At 53.6% G+C, this 16,828-nt stretch carries 16 protein-coding genes; 6 read left to right on the top strand and 10 right to left on the bottom strand.

The window, feature by feature from the left end; all coding sequences use genetic code 11:
• Nucleotides 1–56 precede the first annotated feature (56 nt).
• The 3 genes from ppdD to hofC are packed head-to-tail and all read left to right on the top strand — an operon-like array spanning nt 57 to nt 3,076.
• Nucleotides 57–512 (top strand): prepilin peptidase-dependent pilin, encoded by a 456-nt coding sequence (gene ppdD, locus FBY13_RS04765; RefSeq protein ID WP_109718229.1) that lies wholly within the window; start codon nt 57–59, stop codon nt 510–512.
• Nucleotides 499–1,884, top strand: coding sequence for a type II secretion system protein GspE (gene gspE, locus FBY13_RS04760; protein ID WP_109718228.1), 1,386 nt, complete (start codon nt 499–501; stop codon nt 1,882–1,884). Before ppdD ends, gspE begins: the two co-directional genes overlap by 14 nt.
• Entirely contained in the window at nt 1,877–3,076 is a 1,200-nt protein-coding gene (gene hofC, locus FBY13_RS04755) for a protein transport protein HofC (protein WP_145393620.1), read from the top strand. The genes gspE and hofC overlap by 8 nt, the downstream gene beginning before the upstream one ends.
• A 40-nt stretch (nt 3,077–3,116) precedes the next feature.
• On the opposite strand, the gene FBY13_RS04750 is transcribed toward hofC, so the two are convergent.
• Entirely contained in the window at nt 3,117–4,157 is a 1,041-nt protein-coding gene (locus FBY13_RS04750; RefSeq protein WP_063878416.1) for a GMP reductase, read from the bottom strand.
• 225 nt (nt 4,158–4,382) lie between these two features.
• On the opposite strand from FBY13_RS04750, the gene coaE reads away from it, so the two are divergent.
• Genes coaE through yacG form a run of 3 tightly spaced genes read left to right on the top strand, consistent with a single transcriptional unit; the run spans nt 4,383 to nt 5,953 of the window.
• Nucleotides 4,383–5,000 (top strand): dephospho-CoA kinase, encoded by a 618-nt coding sequence (coaE, locus tag FBY13_RS04745; RefSeq protein ID WP_145393619.1) that lies wholly within the window; start codon nt 4,383–4,385, stop codon nt 4,998–5,000.
• A 3-nt stretch (nt 5,001–5,003) separates the two neighbouring features.
• On the top strand, nt 5,004–5,747 hold the full coding sequence (gene zapD / locus FBY13_RS04740) for a cell division protein ZapD (protein ID WP_063878414.1): 744 nt from the start codon (nt 5,004–5,006) through the stop codon (nt 5,745–5,747).
• An 8-nt stretch (nt 5,748–5,755) separates the two neighbouring features.
• Nucleotides 5,756–5,953 (top strand): DNA gyrase inhibitor YacG, encoded by a 198-nt coding sequence (yacG, locus tag FBY13_RS04735; RefSeq protein ID WP_063878413.1) that lies wholly within the window; start codon nt 5,756–5,758, stop codon nt 5,951–5,953.
• Nucleotides 5,954–5,985: 32 nt separating this feature from the next.
• Here the strand turns inward: yacG and mutT are convergent, their stop codons facing one another.
• From mutT to murC, 9 genes are all read right to left on the bottom strand, one after another.
• Complete coding sequence (gene mutT, locus FBY13_RS04730; protein ID WP_063878412.1) at nt 5,986–6,381, bottom strand: 8-oxo-dGTP diphosphatase MutT; 396 nt, start codon at nt 6,379–6,381, stop codon at nt 5,986–5,988.
• A gap of 139 nt (nt 6,382–6,520) precedes the next feature.
• Nucleotides 6,521–9,226: a preprotein translocase subunit SecA gene (gene secA, locus FBY13_RS04725; protein WP_145393618.1), complete on the bottom strand. Its 2,706-nt coding sequence runs from the start codon at nt 9,224–9,226 to the stop codon at nt 6,521–6,523.
• A gap of 70 nt (nt 9,227–9,296) precedes the next feature.
• Nucleotides 9,297–9,803 (bottom strand): secA translation cis-regulator SecM, encoded by a 507-nt coding sequence (gene secM / locus FBY13_RS04720; RefSeq protein ID WP_255474418.1) that lies wholly within the window; start codon nt 9,801–9,803, stop codon nt 9,297–9,299.
• 288 nt (nt 9,804–10,091) lie between these two features.
• The gene (gene lpxC / locus FBY13_RS04715) at nt 10,092–11,009 is read right to left on the bottom strand and encodes a UDP-3-O-acyl-N-acetylglucosamine deacetylase (protein WP_063878409.1); all 918 of its coding nucleotides are present in this window, start codon (nt 11,007–11,009) and stop codon (nt 10,092–10,094) included.
• Nucleotides 11,010–11,110: 101 nt separating this feature from the next.
• A complete protein-coding gene (gene ftsZ / locus FBY13_RS04710) occupies nt 11,111–12,265 on the bottom strand; it encodes a cell division protein FtsZ (RefSeq protein WP_013024618.1) in 1,155 nt (384 codons plus the stop codon).
• Nucleotides 12,266–12,336: 71 nt separating this feature from the next.
• The gene (ftsA, locus tag FBY13_RS04705; RefSeq protein WP_063878408.1) at nt 12,337–13,593 is read right to left on the bottom strand and encodes a cell division protein FtsA; all 1,257 of its coding nucleotides are present in this window, start codon (nt 13,591–13,593) and stop codon (nt 12,337–12,339) included.
• A complete protein-coding gene (ftsQ, locus tag FBY13_RS04700; protein ID WP_063878407.1) occupies nt 13,590–14,429 on the bottom strand; it encodes a cell division protein FtsQ in 840 nt (279 codons plus the stop codon). The genes ftsA and ftsQ overlap by 4 nt, the downstream gene beginning before the upstream one ends.
• Nucleotide 14,430: 1 nt before the next feature.
• Complete coding sequence (locus tag FBY13_RS04695) at nt 14,431–15,348, bottom strand: D-alanine--D-alanine ligase (RefSeq protein WP_145393616.1); 918 nt, start codon at nt 15,346–15,348, stop codon at nt 14,431–14,433.
• Nucleotides 15,341–16,816, bottom strand: a complete 1,476-nt coding sequence (murC, locus tag FBY13_RS04690; protein WP_109716539.1) for a UDP-N-acetylmuramate--L-alanine ligase — start codon at nt 16,814–16,816, stop codon at nt 15,341–15,343. The genes FBY13_RS04695 and murC overlap by 8 nt, the downstream gene beginning before the upstream one ends.
• Nucleotides 16,817–16,828 lie beyond the last annotated feature (12 nt).

Below are 16,828 nucleotides of genomic sequence, written 5' to 3'. Positions count from 1 at the left end.
GTTATCGCCGCCACAGGCTTTTTACACTGCGGCCTTCTTACACAGGAGGCAATGGAATGATCTATCAACGTGGTTTCACGCTGGTTGAATTAATGATTGTGGTTGGCATCGTGGCAATTCTCAGCGCTATTGGGCTGCCTGCTTATCAAAACTATCTGCAGCGCGCCGCGCTAACCGACATGCTGCAAACGATGGTGCCCTTTAAGACAGCCGTTGAACTGTGTGCCATTGAGCGCGGCGGTCCTGATCAGTGCCAGGCCGGGCAACGCGGTATTCCGCAGGGAACCACATCGCGTTATGTGTCGGCCATCACCGTGGTCAACGGCATGATTACCCTGACCGGGCAGGAAAGCCTTAACGGATTAAGCGTTGAGATGCTCCCCGTATGGGACAGCACCCAGGGCACCATCGTGTGGCAGCGCACCTGTACCAGCAATAACACGATTCTGCGTGATAACTGCCAGGAACAATTCCGCTTTGCCGATCGGGGAGGCGCATATGCAAAAACCTGATGATGCGATTAGGCTGATCTGCCAGCGCTACCGAGCGATTGTCCTCGATCACAATACGACCCACTTACGCCTTGCCGTTGCCGAAAGCATTCCGGCGGGCCTGCTTGAAGCCTTACAGTTTGCCAGCCCGTGTAAAACCGAAGTGGAATGCTGGCCACAGGCCCGACTGGAACAGTTTGAATCGACGAATAAACCGCTAACGGCAAAAGAAAAAGCGCCAGGGGAATCGACGATTGATGCCGCCAGTCAGCTTTTGCGCCAGGCTACACTGCGTCGTGCGTCGGATATTCATATCGAACCTTACCAGAACGGCTTGCGTATTCGCCTGCGCATTGACGGGGTCCTGCATCCCCTGCCCCCGCAGTGTGATACGCAACCGGCTGCACTGCTGGCGCGGCTGAAAATTCTGGCCGGTCTGGATATTGCCGAACGGCGCCTGCCTCAGGATGGGCAATTTAGTTGTGATATTGAAGGCAGGTCGGCCTCTTTTCGGCTCTCAACCTTGCCCATTCAGGGCGGCGAAAAAGCCGTGGTACGCCTGCTGCAGAGTGAAGGCGCAGCATTGTCACTGGATAAGCTGGGACTGCCTGCCGCGCAGCTACGCCTGCTGACCTCATCACTGATGCAGCCGCAAGGGTTGATTCTGGTAACAGGCCCAACCGGTAGCGGCAAAACCTTTACGCTTTATAGCGGGCTGAGCGCCATCAACCAGCCGGATAAGAACCTTTGCAGCGTGGAAGATCCTGTTGAGATCCCGCTTCCGGGTATCAACCAGACCCAGATTAATCCAAAGTATGGCCTTGATTTCAACCGCGTGTTACGCGCTCTGCTACGTCAGGATCCTGACGTCATCATGGTGGGTGAAATACGTGATGGTGAGACGGCGGAAATTGCCGTTAAGGCAGCGCAAACCGGTCATCTGGTTCTCTCGACCCTGCACACCAACTCGACGGCGGAAACGCTGACTCGCTTACGTCAAATGGGCATTCCGGGCTATCTGCTGGGTTCGGCACTCCGCCTGATCGTTGCACAACGGCTGGTAAGACGCTTGTGCCCTCGCTGCCGCGAACCGGCGCAGGCGGTGGCCCACTTTCCTGCGTCACTCTGGCCTGGTACCTTACAAACCTGGCGAGCTCCGGGTTGCGATCACTGCTTTTCGGGTTATTTTGGTCGGCTGGCATTATTTGAATTACTGCCCGTAACGGCGAAGTTACAAAACGCCATCGCCGCCGAAATGCCGGTCGAAGGCTTACTGGACCTGGCCAAACAGCAGGGCATGCGTACCCTGATGACATCCGGTCTGGAAGCCGTCAGTCGCGGTGAAACCTCGCTGGAAGAGATGCAGCGCGTGATCGGACTGGATAATGACTAGCCTCTGTTTGTATCGCTGGCATGCGGTAGACAGCAGCGGAAGGTTGCAAACAGGCCACCACCTTGCACCTGACTGCGACAGGCTGTTTTCTGATCTGGCGCAACGTCATTTACTGCCCGTGAGCTGGAAACGGGAAAAAGTTATACGCCGAAGTGACTGGAAGTGGCAGCATAAAATCGATTTGATTCGCCAGCTCGCCACGCTGCTTAAGGCGGGCCTTCCTCTGTCACAGAGCCTGAGCCTCCTTGCTGAAGGGCATCCTCAGGCAGCCTGGCGTGCCCTGATGCTGGCTTTGCAACATCACGTGTTAGCAGGCGAGCCCTTTTCCCACGCCTTGCGTCAGTGGCCGCAAATATTTCCGCCACTTTATCCCGCCCTGATGGAGGTCGGTGAGCTGACCGGCCAGTTGGACATCTGCTGCGAACAACTGGCACAGCAGCAAACACGCCAGCAACATTTACGGGACAAGGTGATTAAAGCGCTGCGTTATCCGCTGTTTATCCTGGCTGTCGCGCTGGCTGTCACCTGCGGCATGCTGCTGTTTGTCTTGCCGGAGTTTGTTTCGGTGTATGCCTCCTTTGACGCCCCCTTACCTGCTTTCACCGCTGCTGTTATTACGCTCTCTGAGATATTGCAGGCATGGGGATTACCGTTAACCGGGTTGGTTATTCTGCTGGCCATGGGAGGGCAACAGTGGCGTCGGCACGCTGAAAACTGGCAGCGTCGCGAGCAGCGAGCTTTGCTGCGCATTCCCGTGATCGCCGGACTATGGCGGGGAAGTCAACTGACACAAATCTACAGTGTTTTGCAGTTGACGCAGCAGGCAGGACTGACGCTGCTGCAAGGGCTTGAGGCGGCGAAGGCCACGCTCTCCTCGCTGCTGTGGCGGGAAGCTATCGAGGCACTTCAGCATCATATTGCTCAGGGCAATCCTCTGCACCAGGCGCTGAACAATCATCCCTTATTTAGCCCGCTCTGCAGTCAGTTGATTCGCGTAGGTGAAGAAGCAGGCGCACTGGATGTGATGCTGGTACGTCTGGCTGAATGGCATGAAGGACAGACGCTGACGCGTGCTGATAATCTTGCAGCCTCGCTGGAACCCATCATGATGGTGGTGATTGGCGGCATTGTGGGCACATTAGTGATTGCCATGTACTTACCCGTGTTTGGATTAGGAGAAGCGATGCAGTAAAGGCGCAGCCTCACCCTTACTGCATGCACAACAGGTTGCCTTAACGGGTAAAGGTTCGGTTTTCCTGCTCGGCTACCCGGATAAAGGTCGTGCGTTTGGTTAACTCTTTCAGACGCTCAGCGCCAACATACGTACAGGCAGAACGGAGACCGCCGAGAATGTCACGAAGGGTTTCCTCCACCGGCCCGCGTAACGGCAGCTTCACCGTTTTTCCCTCTGCCGCGCGGTATTCTGCGACGCTACCGGCATGACGTTTCATTGCCGACTCTGAACTCATGCCGTAAAACAGCATGAAACGCTCGCCATTTTCTTCGACGATCCGGCCCTCACACTCATCATGCGCGGCCAGCATGCCACCCAGCATGACGAAATCTGCTCCGCCGCCAAAGGCTTTCGCGATATCGCCCGGTACGCTACAACCCCCGTCGCTGACAATTTGCCCGCTCAGGCCATGGGCCGCGTCGGCGCACTCAATGACCGCAGAGAGCTGTGGATAGCCTACGCCGGTTTTGACGCGCGTGGTGCACACCGAGCCAGGCCCAATGCCGACCTTAACGATGTCTGCACCAGACAGGATTAACTCTTCCACCATCTCGCCGGTCACCACGTTCCCTGCACAGATCGTTTTACCAGGGAAGGTTTCACGGGCGCGCTTCAGGAAATCGACAAAGTGTTCAGAATAGCCATTGGCGACGTCGATGCAGATGAACTGCAACTCGTCGGAGATCGCCATAATCGCGATCAGTTTATTGAGATCGGCATCCGAGGTCCCGGTAGAAACCATCACATACTTCAGCACTGCACTCGGTACGCGTTGCACGAATGTCCGCCATTCCTCTACGCTGTAATGCTTGTGCACAGCCGTCAGAATATTAAAACCAGCCAGCGCCTCCGCCATCAGAAAGGTGCCAACGGTATCCATATTGGCGGCGATAACCGGCACACCGCTCCAGCTAAGACCGGAATGCTTAAAGGTAAAGCTGCGATCCAGCTCAACCTGAGAACGGCTTTTCAGCGTTGAGCGCTTGGGGCGAATCAATACATCTTTAAATCCCAGTTTCAAATCTTCTTCAATGCGCATACATCCTGTCCTGGTAAGAGGTTATAAACTGTCGTGCATGAAGCCATCACGGTTCCCGCGATCTCATGATACGCGCCATTCCAGCCGCAACAAGACTGCGAATTTCACTTTATTTACGCTACAATCCATTAAATTCAACTGCGTATTTTTGTTGTGACCCAGCGCGCATATTTATCCTGTGATGACGCGTGACCGGCGTGATACAGAGCGACTAAGAGAGTTTGTGTGAGAGATTCCCCCTACACTGTGGCGCTGACTGGCGGAATTGGCAGCGGCAAAAGTACCATTGCCGAGTATTTTGCTGCGTCAGGTGTCGATATCATTGATGCGGATGTCATTGCTCGTGAAGTCGTCGAGCCAGGCACGCCCGCTCTTCAGGTTATTATCTCTCGCTATGGCGACGCTATTGTGAACGAACAGGGCGCACTACATCGCTCACGTTTAAGAGAGATCATTTTTGCCACGCCCGATGAAAAACGCTGGTTAGATGCGCTGCTTCACCCTCTGATCAATGCACGCACCCAGCAGCTTAAAGCGCAGGCCGTTTCGCCCTATGTTTTGTGGGTGGTGCCTTTGCTGGTTGAAAATCAGCTGCAGCGGCAGGCCGATCGTGTGCTGGTCGTCGATACCGATGAAGAGACGCAGCTTAAACGCACGCTGCAGCGCGACAACGTCTCTCTCGATCAGGCTAAACGTATTCTTGCGGCACAGGCCACGCGTCAACAGCGTCTCGCCTGTGCGGACGATATTATTGATAACAGTGGCGCACCTGAAAATGCGCTGCCCCAGGTTGCCCAACTCCATCAGCTTTATCTGAAGCTTGCGGCAGCGAAACAGGATTAACCCATGAGTACAGTCGTTCTGTTTGAACATCCACTGAATGAAAAAATGCGTACCTGGCTGCGCGTGGAATTTTTGATCGACCAGTTGCATGACATTATGCCGTTGGAAAACACCGCTACGGCACTGACTTTTTTCCGCCTGATTGGAGAACTGCTGGATATCTTCGAGCGTGGCGATATGCGCACCGAATTGCTGAAAGAGCTTGAACGCCAGCAAGCGAAACTGCGTGCATGGGCCGATGTGCCCGGCGTAGATATGTCCGTGGTGGATGCATTACGTGACAAGCTGAAAGCGCAATCTGTTCTGCTTAACAGCGCGCCTCGTATGGGACAGCCATTGCGAGAAGATCGTCTTATCGCCCTGGTTCGCCAACGACTCAGCATTCCCGGCGGATGCTGTAGCTTTGATTTACCCGGCCTGCATATCTGGCTGCATTTGCCCCAGGCGACGCGCGACGCGCAGGTGACACGCTGGATGGAAACCCTTATCCCGTTGCACAGTACCCTGGCGATGCTGCTTGATTTGATTCGCCAGTCGGGAACCTACCGTTTACAAACCAGTTTGAATGGGTTTTATCAGGATAATGCTGAAGGCGCGGATTTATTGCGACTGCAGCTGGAAATGGAGGATGCTCTGTATCCCCAGGTTTCGGGCCATAAAAGCCGTTTTGCGATACGTTTTATGCCATTGGACAGCGAGCATGGCGAAGTGCCAGCGCGCCTTAACTTCCAACTGGCCTGTTGTTAGAGGTGAAAATGCAGGAAGAGATAATGACGGTGGAATGCCCGCAGTGCGGTAAAACAGTGATCTGGGATGAACTCAGCCCGTGGCGGCCATTTTGTAGTAAACGCTGTCAGTTAATCGATTTGGGCGAGTGGGCTGCAGAAGAAAAGCGCATTCCCAGCAGCGATGATTTGAATGACAGTGATAACTGGAGCGAAGAAGACCGCTGAATAAAGCCGTGGGGCGTGATTGCCCCACCGTATTACAGTTCGTCCGCCACCAGACGAGCTATCAGCTCATGATTCGCTGCCGGAAACTCTTCGGCGACCAGCGCATGTTGTTCGACCCAACGTTGTGGTTGTCCCTCTTTGCCCCAGGGCTCACCTTTCCAGCCTTCCACCAGGAAAAAATGCAGCGTTACGCGCAGATCGTCGTAGGTATGATCTTTCGTGCCAATAGCGCGCGCCTGCGTCACTTCAATACCGGTTTCTTCTAACAGTTCGCGCACTAATCCTTGCTCGGCGCTCTCACCTGCTTCAATTTTCCCGCCGGGGAATTCCCACTTATTGGCCATATACGAGGACGCCGCACGCTGGGCAAGAAAAATCTGTTTACTGGCATTGCGAATGATGCCGACCGCAACCTGCAGGTGCTTCATGAAAATATCCCGGAGAGTGAGTGAAAGAGGGCTGATTCTAAAACATGTTAAGCAGGTTGTTAACCGCTCAGGCATCCGAATAGCAAACTGAAAGGCAAAAAAAAGGAGCCATTGGCTCCTTTTTAGTTCCACAACGTGATCAGGCCAGACGACCGTGACACTGTTTATATTTTTTACCTGAACCGCACGGGCAAGGATCGTTACGGCCCACTTTACGCTCGCCGCCCTGCTGCGCAACGGACTCCGCCGCCAGGATTTCTTCGCTGGCATGGCTCAACTGCTGTTGTTGTGCCAGGCGCTCGGCCTCTTCACGACGTTGTTGCTCCATCGCTTCGACTTCTTCCGGCATACGAACCTGTACTTTGCTCAGGGTACTGATCACTTCGTACTTAAGCGTTTCCAGCATCGCGGCAAACATAGCGAACGATTCACGCTTATATTCCTGCTTAGGATCTTTTTGCGCATATCCACGTAAGTGGATGCCCTGACGCAGATAATCCATTGCGGCCAGGTGCTCTTTCCACAACGAGTCCAGCGTTTGCAGCATGACGCCTTTCTCAAAGTTGCGCATCATTTCCGCGCCGACGATCTCTTCTTTTTCCGCATAACTTTCGGCGGCGTGCGTCATGATACGTTCACGCAACGTCTCTTCATGCAGATCCGGTTCTTTGTCCAGCCATTCGCTAATCGGCAGATCCAGATCGAAATCGTTACGCAGGCGCTCTTCAAGGCCCGGCACATCCCACATTTCTTCCAGCGACTGAGGCGGAATATAGCTGTCGATAATGGATTTATAGACGTCTTCGCGAATACTGTTGATGGTTTCTGACACATCAGACACATCAAGGAGTTCATTACGCTGGCTATAGATAGCACGACGCTGATCGTTGGCAACGTCATCATATTCCAGCAGTTGCTTACGAATATCGAAGTTACGGCTTTCTACCTTACGCTGCGCGTTGGCAATGGCTTTGGTCACCCACGGATGCTCAATGGCCTCGCCAGGTTTCATTCCCAGTTTGCGCATCATGTTGGAAACACGATCCGAGGCAAAGATACGCATCAGCGCATCTTCCATGGACAGGTAGAAGCGTGAAGAACCGGCGTCACCCTGACGACCCGCACGACCACGTAGCTGGTTATCAATACGACGCGATTCGTGACGTTCAGTACCCACGATATGCAGACCGCCCGAAGCCAGCACCGCATCATGGCGAATCTGCCAGGCGGCTTTAATCTCTTCGATTTGCGCATCTGATGGGTTTTCAAGCTCGGCAACTTCTGCGTGCCAGCTACCGCCCAGCATGATATCCGTACCACGGCCCGCCATGTTAGTGGCGATAGTGACAGCACCCGGTTGACCGGCCTGCGCCACGATATCCGCTTCGCGGGCATGGAACTTCGCATTCAGGACATTGTGTTTAATGCCGGCGCGCGTCAGTTCGTTTGATACCACTTCTGATTTCTCAATCGAAATCGTACCGACCAATACAGGTTGTCCGTTGGCGGTACGCTCGCGGATGTCTTCAATGATGGCATCGATCTTCTCTTTCTCGGTCATATAAACCAGATCGGCAAGATCTTTACGCACCATAGGACGGTTGGTCGGCACAACAATAGTATCGAGTTTGTAGATGGAGCTGAACTCAAACGCTTCGGTATCAGCTGTACCGGTCATCCCCGCCAGCTTGTCATAAAGGCGGAAGTAGTTCTGGAAGGTGATAGAAGCCAGGGTCTGGTTTTCGTTCTGAATCTCAACGCCTTCTTTGGCTTCAATCGCCTGATGCAGACCGTCAGACCAGCGACGCCCCTGCATCGTACGACCTGTATGTTCGTCGACAATGACGACTTCATCATCTTTTACAATGTAGTCGACATCGCGCGTGAACAGCGCATGGGCGCGAAGTGCCGCAGTAACATGGTGCATCAGCATGATATTGGTCGGTGAATAAAGTGATTCCCCTTCCACCATAATGCCCTGACTTACCAGCAGTTCTTCTACTTTTACCAGACCGCGCTCGCTCATGTGCGCCTGACGCGCCTTCTCATCGACCCAATAGTCGCCTTCGCCCTGGAAGTTGTCTGAATCTTCCTTTTCCTGGCGAATCAAATGAGGAATGATTTTATTCACTTTGGTGTAAAGTTCTGAGCTGTCTTCGGCCGGACCAGAAATGATCAGCGGCGTACGCGCTTCATCAATCAGGATGGAGTCAACTTCATCCACCAGCGCATAGTGCAGCTTACGCTGTACGCGCTCTTCTGGACTGAACGCCATGTTGTCACGCAGATAGTCAAAGCCGTACTCGTTGTTGGTACCGTAGGTGATGTCTGCTGCATAGGCTTCGCGTTTGGCGACAGAAGGCAGGCCAGACATGTTGATCCCGACGCTCAGGCCAAGAAACTCAAACAGCGGACGGTTATTTTCCGCATCACGCTGGGCCAGATAGTCGTTGACGGTGACGACGTGTACGCCCTGGCCGGTTAAGGCATTCAAATAGGCTGGCAGGGTTGCCGTCAGGGTTTTACCTTCACCGGTACGCATCTCTGCGATACAGCGGTTATTCAGCACCATGCCGCCAATCAGCTGCACGTCAAAGTGACGCATGCCAAACACACGTTTACTGGCTTCACGCACGGTTGCAAAGGCTTCGGGGATAAGGCTTTCCAGTGATTCACCTTTTTTCAGGCGCTCACGGAAGAGTACCGTTTTGGCTTTCAGCTCGTCATCGGAGAGCGCCTCGAACTCGGGCTCCATCTTGTTGATGATATCAACGTTTTTACGCATGCGGCGCAAAGTACGATCGTTGCTGCTACCAAAAACCTTGGTCAACATTTTGATTAACATAATAAATATATTCTCAATTCAGCCGGAGAGTCCGGACTGCGAAATCTAAATGGGATTAAAAACAAAGAGATTAGCAGAACAATAAAGCGGGTCCGGCACGGATACCGTGCACTTTGCCATGTCCGTCAGAACGCGTCTGTGTCGGAGCGGCAGGAAGGGGTTGCGAGGAGACACGAACCGGGATGCTGGGTTGTGCCGCCTGGGAGGTTAATAATGCATGAAGCGAATCAATCAACGCCAGCTTTTGTGCGGCCAGCGGATGCACCTGCTCTTCCGCCTGCGTCTGCGGCGTTAACGTGAAAGAGAGATGGCGGATAACCGTGCGGATGGCGTGCTGGTGCCAGTAGTCAACCGAGAAACTGGGACGTCGCGAGGCTTCCTGAAGACGAATCAAATGGTCAAAACGAACGGCATTGCCGATAAACAGGCTACTGGCGGAAGATTCTGATGCGGTATTGAGTTCAGCCGTTTGCGCACACGCTGGCAAGCCAAGACTGGCCGCCACCATTCCGAGAAGGAAATGAGGCCAGAAATAGCGTCTACCTAATTGTCGCCAGCGTAGAAGGATTCCGATCACAATTGTTCCATTGCGCATAACATTTTAATTATTCACCGCGGTTTTCAGCAGCATGCAGCCTGTAAAAGCGCCAGAGATAGTAACACTAATGTGGCGCGGCGACACCTGGGATTAGCGCAACAACGGGAGAAATCGCGCGCGATTGTGCAGCAATTCAGCAATTGTTTGCTTTGACGTGGGAATGCTATCGCAACAGGCGGAGATTAACAGCGAGGCAATAAAAAACGGCTGGTGCCACTGACCGGAGAGAGTGTCAGCACAGCCAGCCGTTTTACGTTCTGAACGGATTTAAGCCAGAACCAAATTTGGTGCTTTGAACGCCAGTGGCAATTCAGCTTCGTCTTCGAAGGTTGCCCATTCCCAGGCTTCCTGCTTAGCCAAAACGGCCTGCAGCAGTTTGTTGTTCAGCGCATGGCCTGATTTGAACGCGGTGAACGCGCCAATAATATTGTGGCCGCACATAAACAGATCGCCGATAGCATCCAGCATTTTGTGACGCACGAACTCGTCTTCAAAACGCAGGCCTTCTTCATTAAGCACGCGGAAATCATCAAGGCCAATCGCACAATCTAAACTACCGCCCAGGCACAGGCCTTTAGACTGCAGATATTCGATTTCACGCATGAAGCCAAAAGTACGTGCACGGCTAATCTGACGAACAAACGCTTCGGCAGAGAATTTCATCTGGTAGCGCTGAGAGCTGGAATCGATAGCCGGGTGTTTGAAATCGATAGTGAAATCAAGCGAGAAACCGTTATAAGGTTTGATCTCTGCCCATTTGTCACCGTCTTCAACACGCACAGTCTGCTTAACACGCACAAATTTCTTGGCGCTGCTGAGCTGCTCGATACCTGCATCCATCAGCAGATAGATGAAAGGCGCTGCACTGCCGTCCATAATCGGGATTTCTGGCGCATCAACTTCGACAATGATGTTATCGATGCCAAGACCTGCCAGTGCGGCATTTAAGTGTTCAACTGTCGAAATACGCACGCCTTCATCGTTCACCAGGCAGGTGCTCAGCATGGTGTCGCGCACGTATTTTGCATCAGCCGGAAAATCAACCGGTGGATTCAAGTCAGTGCGACGATAGATGACCCCGGTATTAGCCGGCGCAGGGCGCAGGGTCAGACTGACTTTCTTGCCGGTATGTAAACCGACACCTGTCGCCTGAACAATACGTTTTAATGTCCTTTGTTTGATCATCGTTATTATCTCGCAATATCGCTTTCCGACCGCCAGTATACGTTACCAGCGGGCGAACACTTTAGCACAAAGAGCGGGAAATCCCAATTATAGGGTTATTCCTAGTCGGCCTGCTTACGCAAAAATGCCGGAATATCAAGGTAATCTGGCTCTTTGTTAGACTGTGCGCTCTGATCGTTCACCACTTTAGCGGCAGGTTTTTGCTCCTGCGGCAGCGGAGACATACCGTGCTGCTGGTAACGATGATCCATCACAGGCTGACTGGCTGGTTTGTTAGTGACCAGGGTGATCTCTGGACGCTTATCCATGCCAATACCGGTTGCCACCACAGTGACGCGCAGTTCGTCATTCATTTCTGGGTCCAGCGAGGTACCAATCACGACGGTTGCGTTGTCTGAGGCGAAGGCGCGGATAGTGTTACCCACGGTTTCAAACTCATCCAGACGCAGGTCAAAGCCCGCAGTAATGTTGACCAGCACGCCACGCGCACCAGAGAGATCGATATCTTCCAGCAGTGGGCTGGAGATCGCCATCTCAGCGGCTTCTTCTGCACGGTCTTCACCACAGGCCACGCCAGAACCCATCATTGCGTAACCCATTTCTGACATTACGGTACGCACGTCAGCGAAGTCCACGTTCATCAGGCCAGGACGAGTAATCAGCTCGGCGATACCCTGTACGGCGCCTTTCAGTACGTCGTTAGCCGCGCCAAAAGCATCGAGCAGGGAAATACCACGTCCAAGGACTTTTAACAGCTTGTCGTTAGGAATGGTAATCAGTGAATCCACGTGCTTGGACAGCTCAGCGATACCCTGCTCAGCAAACGCCATGCGCTTCTTGCCTTCAAAGTTAAAAGGCTTGGTCACGACCGCAACGGTCAAAATACCTAAATCTTTGGCCACTTCAGCCACAACAGGCGCTGCGCCGGTACCAGTACCGCCACCCATACCTGCTGCGATGAACACCATGTCTGCCCCTTCCAGCGCAGAACGCAGTGCTTCGCGATCTTCTTCTGCAGAGTTACGGCCTACTTCCGGGTTAGCACCCGCGCCCAGCCCCTTGGTAATGTTATTACCAATCTGGATGGTCTGGCCGACCGCTGTCTTACGCAACGCCTGAGCGTCGGTATTCACAGCGAAGAATTCCACACCTTCGATACGCTCGCGTACCATGTGCTCTACGGCGTTGCCACCGCCACCGCCGACGCCGATGACTTTAATCACCGCGTCATTGGTTAATTCCATAGGTTCAAACATGATTTCTCTCCGTTATGTGCCTGTCGCCTGGAGATCACTAAAGAAAACAGCATGATCCCCTTTTACAAAAATTAAAACTCTTTTTTTAACCAACTATTAATACGTTTAAACCAGTTACCCACGGAAACGCGCTTTTCAGCCTCTGCGTCACCGTTCAGGTGTGACTCTTTACCGTAGTGCAACAGCCCCACCGCAGTGGAATAGTAAGACTCCTGCGCGTAGTCCGTCAGACCCGTGATGTTTAGCGGCTGTCCAATGCGCACCTGCGTATGAAATACGCGCTGCGCACAGGCGGCCAATCCTTCAATCTGCGCCGCGCCGCCGGTTAACACAATCCCTGCTGCAAGATGGTGTTTAACGCCCTGCTGGCGAAGCTGCTCTTGTAACTGCAAAATCTCGTCATTGACCAGATTTAAAAGCTCTGTGTAACGTGGCTCGATCACCTCGGCCAGCGTCTGACGTTGCAGGCTACGTGGCGGACGTCCGCCCACGCTTGGCACTTCAACGTTTTCGTCTTTTCCGACGATCGACCCGAGTGCACAGCCGTGGCGCACTTTGATGGCTTCCGCATCGGTGGGCGGCGTACCAAATGCGTAGGCAATATCACTGGTGACCACATTGCCAGCATAAGGAATAACCTTAGTATGACGTAATGCGCCGCCCGTATAGACGGCGATATCCATTGTGCCGCCACCAATATCCACCACACAAACGCCCAGTTCGCGTTCGTCTTCGGTCAGGACCGCAAAGCTGGATGCCAGACCGGCAAAAATCAGTTGGTCAACTTTGAGGCCACAACGTTCAACGGCTTTGACAATATTTTTTGCCATGTCGTTGTGACAGGTGATCAAATGCACCTTTGCCTGCATGCGCACACCTGACAGACCAACCGGATTTTTAATGCCTTCCTGATAGTCGATGGCATATTCCTGAGGAATAACGTGCAGAATGCGATGCTCATCACGAACGCGCACTGACTTGGCCGTATGCACCACATTCTCTACATCATCCTGAGTCACTTCCTCTTCGGAAATCGGAACCATCCCGATTTCGTTCTGACAACTGATATGTTTGCCCGATAATGCAAGGTAAACGGAAGAGATCTGGCAATCCGCCATCAACTCAGCCTGATCGATGGCGCGCTGTACGCATTTCACCACCGACTCAAGATCGTTTACGCCGCCTTTATCCATACCGCGGGACGGGCAACTGCCGACCCCAATAATATTGACCATACCATCAGGCAGAATTTCCCCAACCAGGGCGGCGACCTTCGCAGTGCCGATTTCGAGTCCAACTACCAGTTTTCTGTCCGTTGCCTTGATCATTGTTGTTTAGCCTGTGCCTGGTTTTGTTGCTGATTACTGTCCTGTGGCTCCATCACTATCGGTGTCCAGCCAACAGAAGCGCCAGAGTCATAGCGTAAATCAACCGAGTTGATGCGCTTGTGTTCATTCTGACCTTGCTGCAGCAGCACCGGATAGAGCTCAATAAAACGATTCAGACGCTTCATGGTATCGGTACGACCCAGCTCAATACGTACATCATCGCTGGTCACTAACTGCCATGAACGCCGCGCCGTCATCGACGCCACCTTCAGGGTAAACTTCCTGGCTTTCAGCACGTCATCCATACTGTGATAACCCGCCAGCACCTCTTTTTCACTGCCTTCTGGACCGTATAACATCGGCAGCGTTTCTTTACCCATATGGTTAGCCGGTACGCTGAATGACACGCCGTCGCTGTCAACCATGTGAGAGTCGTTCCAGCGCGCCACCGGCGTATATTCCACCAAATGGATTTTCAGTTCATCCGGCCACTGCTTACGCACGCTGACCTGCTTTATCCATGGCAATCTTTCTATCTGCTGCTGGATGATGTTCACATCCTGCGACATAAAGGTGCCAGGTGAACCTAACGACAAAATCGCCTGGCGAATATCGTCGTGAGTGGTGTAATGCAGTTGTCCCGTCACTACCAGCTTTGACAGCGGTAACCGAGAGGCATCGTTCATCCACTTCAGCACCACTAAGCCACCCGCAATCATTACGCCCATCACCATCAGCAGAAACACGATGCCGAAGAGCCGGGCACCGTTACTGCGACCGTTGCGTGCCCGCTCCTGCGCCTCACGGTTACGTACGTTCATCGCCGCCTGTGACATATCAGTCGGCCAGTTCCAGAATGCGTACAACCAACTGAGAAAACGTCAGGCCAGCCTGCTTTGCTGCCATCGGCACTAAGCTGTGGCTGGTCATACCGGGTGACGTGTTCGCTTCCAACAGCTGGAAGTGTCCTTCACCATCGGTCATGACATCAACGCGTCCCCAGCCACTGCATCCCAGTGCACGCCAGGCAGACCAAACCAGCTGTTGTAATTCTGCTTCACGCTCTGCACTCAGTCCGGCTGGACAGAAGTACTGAGTATCGTCAGAAATGTATTTAGCTTCATAGTCATAGAACTCGCTGGCGGTCTTTATTTTTATGGCTGGCAGAATCTGCTCGCCCAGAATGCCAACGGTATATTCCTCACCGCTCAGAAACGCCTCAACCAGCACGTTATCGTCGTGGCGAAATGCTTCTTCCAGTGCTGCGGTCAGATCGCTCTGCTGATTCACGCGGCTGATCCCAACACTGGACCCTTCGCTGCTCGGTTTAACGAACAGCGGTAAACCTAGCGCGCTAATCGCCGTCTTGGTGGCCGTATCCAGACCGGCCTGCATCTGTTCACGCGTGATCCAGACAAATTTACCTGCCGGCAGTCCCCTGCCCTGCCACAGCAGCTTGGTGCGCAGTTTGTCCATGGTCACGGCCGAGGCCATCACGCCGCTGCCGGTATAGGGCAACTGCAGGAACTCCAGCACCGCCTGAAGCGTGCCGTCTTCACCGCCACGACCGTGCAGGGCGATAAACACCTTTTCAAAACCTTGTGCAGTTAAATCCAGCACTGAAACGTCGCGGGTATCAATACCCTGTGCGTCAATACCTGCTTCGCGTAAGCCGGCCAGCACGGCACCGCCGGACATCAGGGACACGTCGCGCTCGGCTGACGTGCCGCCCATTAAAACGGCAACTTTAGGCATGACGGCCCTCCACTTTGCGCTCTGGCTGCAATTTGCAGTCGGCCAGTTTACGCGCCACTTTACCTACATTTCCTGCACCCTGAACCAGAATCAGATCGTTACCTGACAGCAAAGGTGCCAGCATTTCAACGAGCGAATCATGCTCCGGCACCAGAATAGGATCGACCTTGCCACGGTTACGAATGGCACGGCACAGTGCACGGCTGTCCGCGCCAGGAATGGGCGTTTCACCTGCCGCGTACACATCCAGCATCAGCAAAACGTCAACCTGAGACAGCACGTTGGCAAAATCATCAAACAGGTCACGGGTTCGCGTGTAACGGTGCGGCTGAAACACCATCGCCAGTTTTTTATCAGGCCAACCCGCGCGCGCCGCTTTGATGGTAGCGTCCACTTCCGTGGGATGATGACCATAATCATCCACCAGCATGGCGGTGCCAGGCTGACCGTTGACCGGTTCGGTAGAAAACTCGCCCAACTGGTCGAAACGACGGCCGGTTCCCTGAAAGCTTTCCAGCGCCGCCAGAATGGCGCTGTCTTCAATCCCTTCTTCGCTGGCAACGGCTACGGCCGCTGCTGCGTTTAATGCATTGTGCCGACCCGGCGCGTTCAGGGTGATCTGTAACGGCGCCTTGTCCTGACGAATCAGGCTAAAGTGCACCTGTGCACCACGCTGTTCAAAGTCTTCGATGCGGAAGTCAGCATCGTCACTGAAGCCATAGGTCGTAATCTGGCGGCCTACGCGAGGAAGCAGGTCACGAATCACGGCATCATCGACGCACATGACTGCGCGGCCGTAGAACGGCAAATTGTGCAGGAAATTAATGAACGTCTGCTTCAGGTTTTCAAAATCTCCCTGATAGGTGTCCATATGATCCGCTTCGATATTGGTGACGACAGCGACCATTGGCTGCAGATGGAGGAATGACGCATCGCTCTCATCCGCTTCGGCGATCAGATAGCGGCTGCTGCCTAAACGCGCATGCGTGCCTGCCGCTTTAACCAGCCCCCCGTTAACGAAAGTCGGGTCCAGGCCACCTTCTGCGTAAATGCTCGACACCATGGCTGTTGTCGTGGTTTTGCCGTGCGTGCCGGCAATCGCAATACCGTGACGAAAGCGCATCAGTTCTGCCAGCATCTCCGCGCGACGAATCACCGGGATACGTTGCTCCCGTGCCGCCACCAGTTCAGGATTGTCCTGCGCAACGGCGCTGGACACCACGACTACGCTGGCATCCGTTACGTTTTCCGGGCGATGGTTAAAGTAAATCGTTGCGCCCAGTTTGATCAGATTTTGTGTTACCGGATTCGGCGCCAGATCAGAACCGCTGATATGGTAGCCTTCATTTGCTAACACTTCGGCAATACCGCCCATGCCAGCACCGCCGATGCCGACAAAGTGAATGTGCCGGACGCGACGCATCTCGGGCACGATTGAACGCAGTTTTGCCAGTTGTTGTGTATTCATTACGCTTTATTA

The sequence above is a fragment of the Pantoea sp. SJZ147 genome (assembly GCF_007828605.1).
In the GTDB taxonomy this organism is placed as follows: domain Bacteria; phylum Pseudomonadota; class Gammaproteobacteria; order Enterobacterales; family Enterobacteriaceae; genus Pantoea; species Pantoea allii.
This window is presented reverse-complemented; position numbering and strand designations above follow the sequence as displayed.

Bases quoted from the DNA above. Each gene is read 5' to 3' on its own strand.
- ppdD (WP_109718229.1), top strand. From the start codon at position 57: ATGATCTATCAACGTGGTTTCACGCTGGTTGAATTAATGATTGTGGTT.
- gspE (WP_109718228.1), top strand. From the start codon at position 499: ATGCAAAAACCTGATGATGCGATTAGGCTGATCTGCCAGCGCTACCGA.
- hofC (WP_145393620.1), top strand. From the start codon at position 1,877: ATGACTAGCCTCTGTTTGTATCGCTGGCATGCGGTAGACAGCAGCGGA.
- FBY13_RS04750 (WP_063878416.1), bottom strand. From the start codon at position 4,157: ATGCGCATTGAAGAAGATTTGAAACTGGGATTTAAAGATGTATTGATT.
- zapD (WP_063878414.1), top strand. From the start codon at position 5,004: ATGAGTACAGTCGTTCTGTTTGAACATCCACTGAATGAAAAAATGCGT.
- yacG (WP_063878413.1), top strand. From the start codon at position 5,756: ATGCAGGAAGAGATAATGACGGTGGAATGCCCGCAGTGCGGTAAAACA.
- mutT (WP_063878412.1), bottom strand. From the start codon at position 6,381: ATGAAGCACCTGCAGGTTGCGGTCGGCATCATTCGCAATGCCAGTAAA.
- secA (WP_145393618.1), bottom strand. From the start codon at position 9,226: ATGTTAATCAAAATGTTGACCAAGGTTTTTGGTAGCAGCAACGATCGT.
- lpxC (WP_063878409.1), bottom strand. From the start codon at position 11,009: ATGATCAAACAAAGGACATTAAAACGTATTGTTCAGGCGACAGGTGTC.
- ftsZ (WP_013024618.1), bottom strand. From the start codon at position 12,265: ATGTTTGAACCTATGGAATTAACCAATGACGCGGTGATTAAAGTCATC.
- ftsA (WP_063878408.1), bottom strand. From the start codon at position 13,593: ATGATCAAGGCAACGGACAGAAAACTGGTAGTTGGACTCGAAATCGGC.
- ftsQ (WP_063878407.1), bottom strand. From the start codon at position 14,429: ATGTCACAGGCGGCGATGAACGTACGTAACCGTGAGGCGCAGGAGCGG.
- FBY13_RS04695 (WP_145393616.1), bottom strand. From the start codon at position 15,348: ATGCCTAAAGTTGCCGTTTTAATGGGCGGCACGTCAGCCGAGCGCGAC.
- murC (WP_109716539.1), bottom strand. From the start codon at position 16,816: ATGAATACACAACAACTGGCAAAACTGCGTTCAATCGTGCCCGAGATG.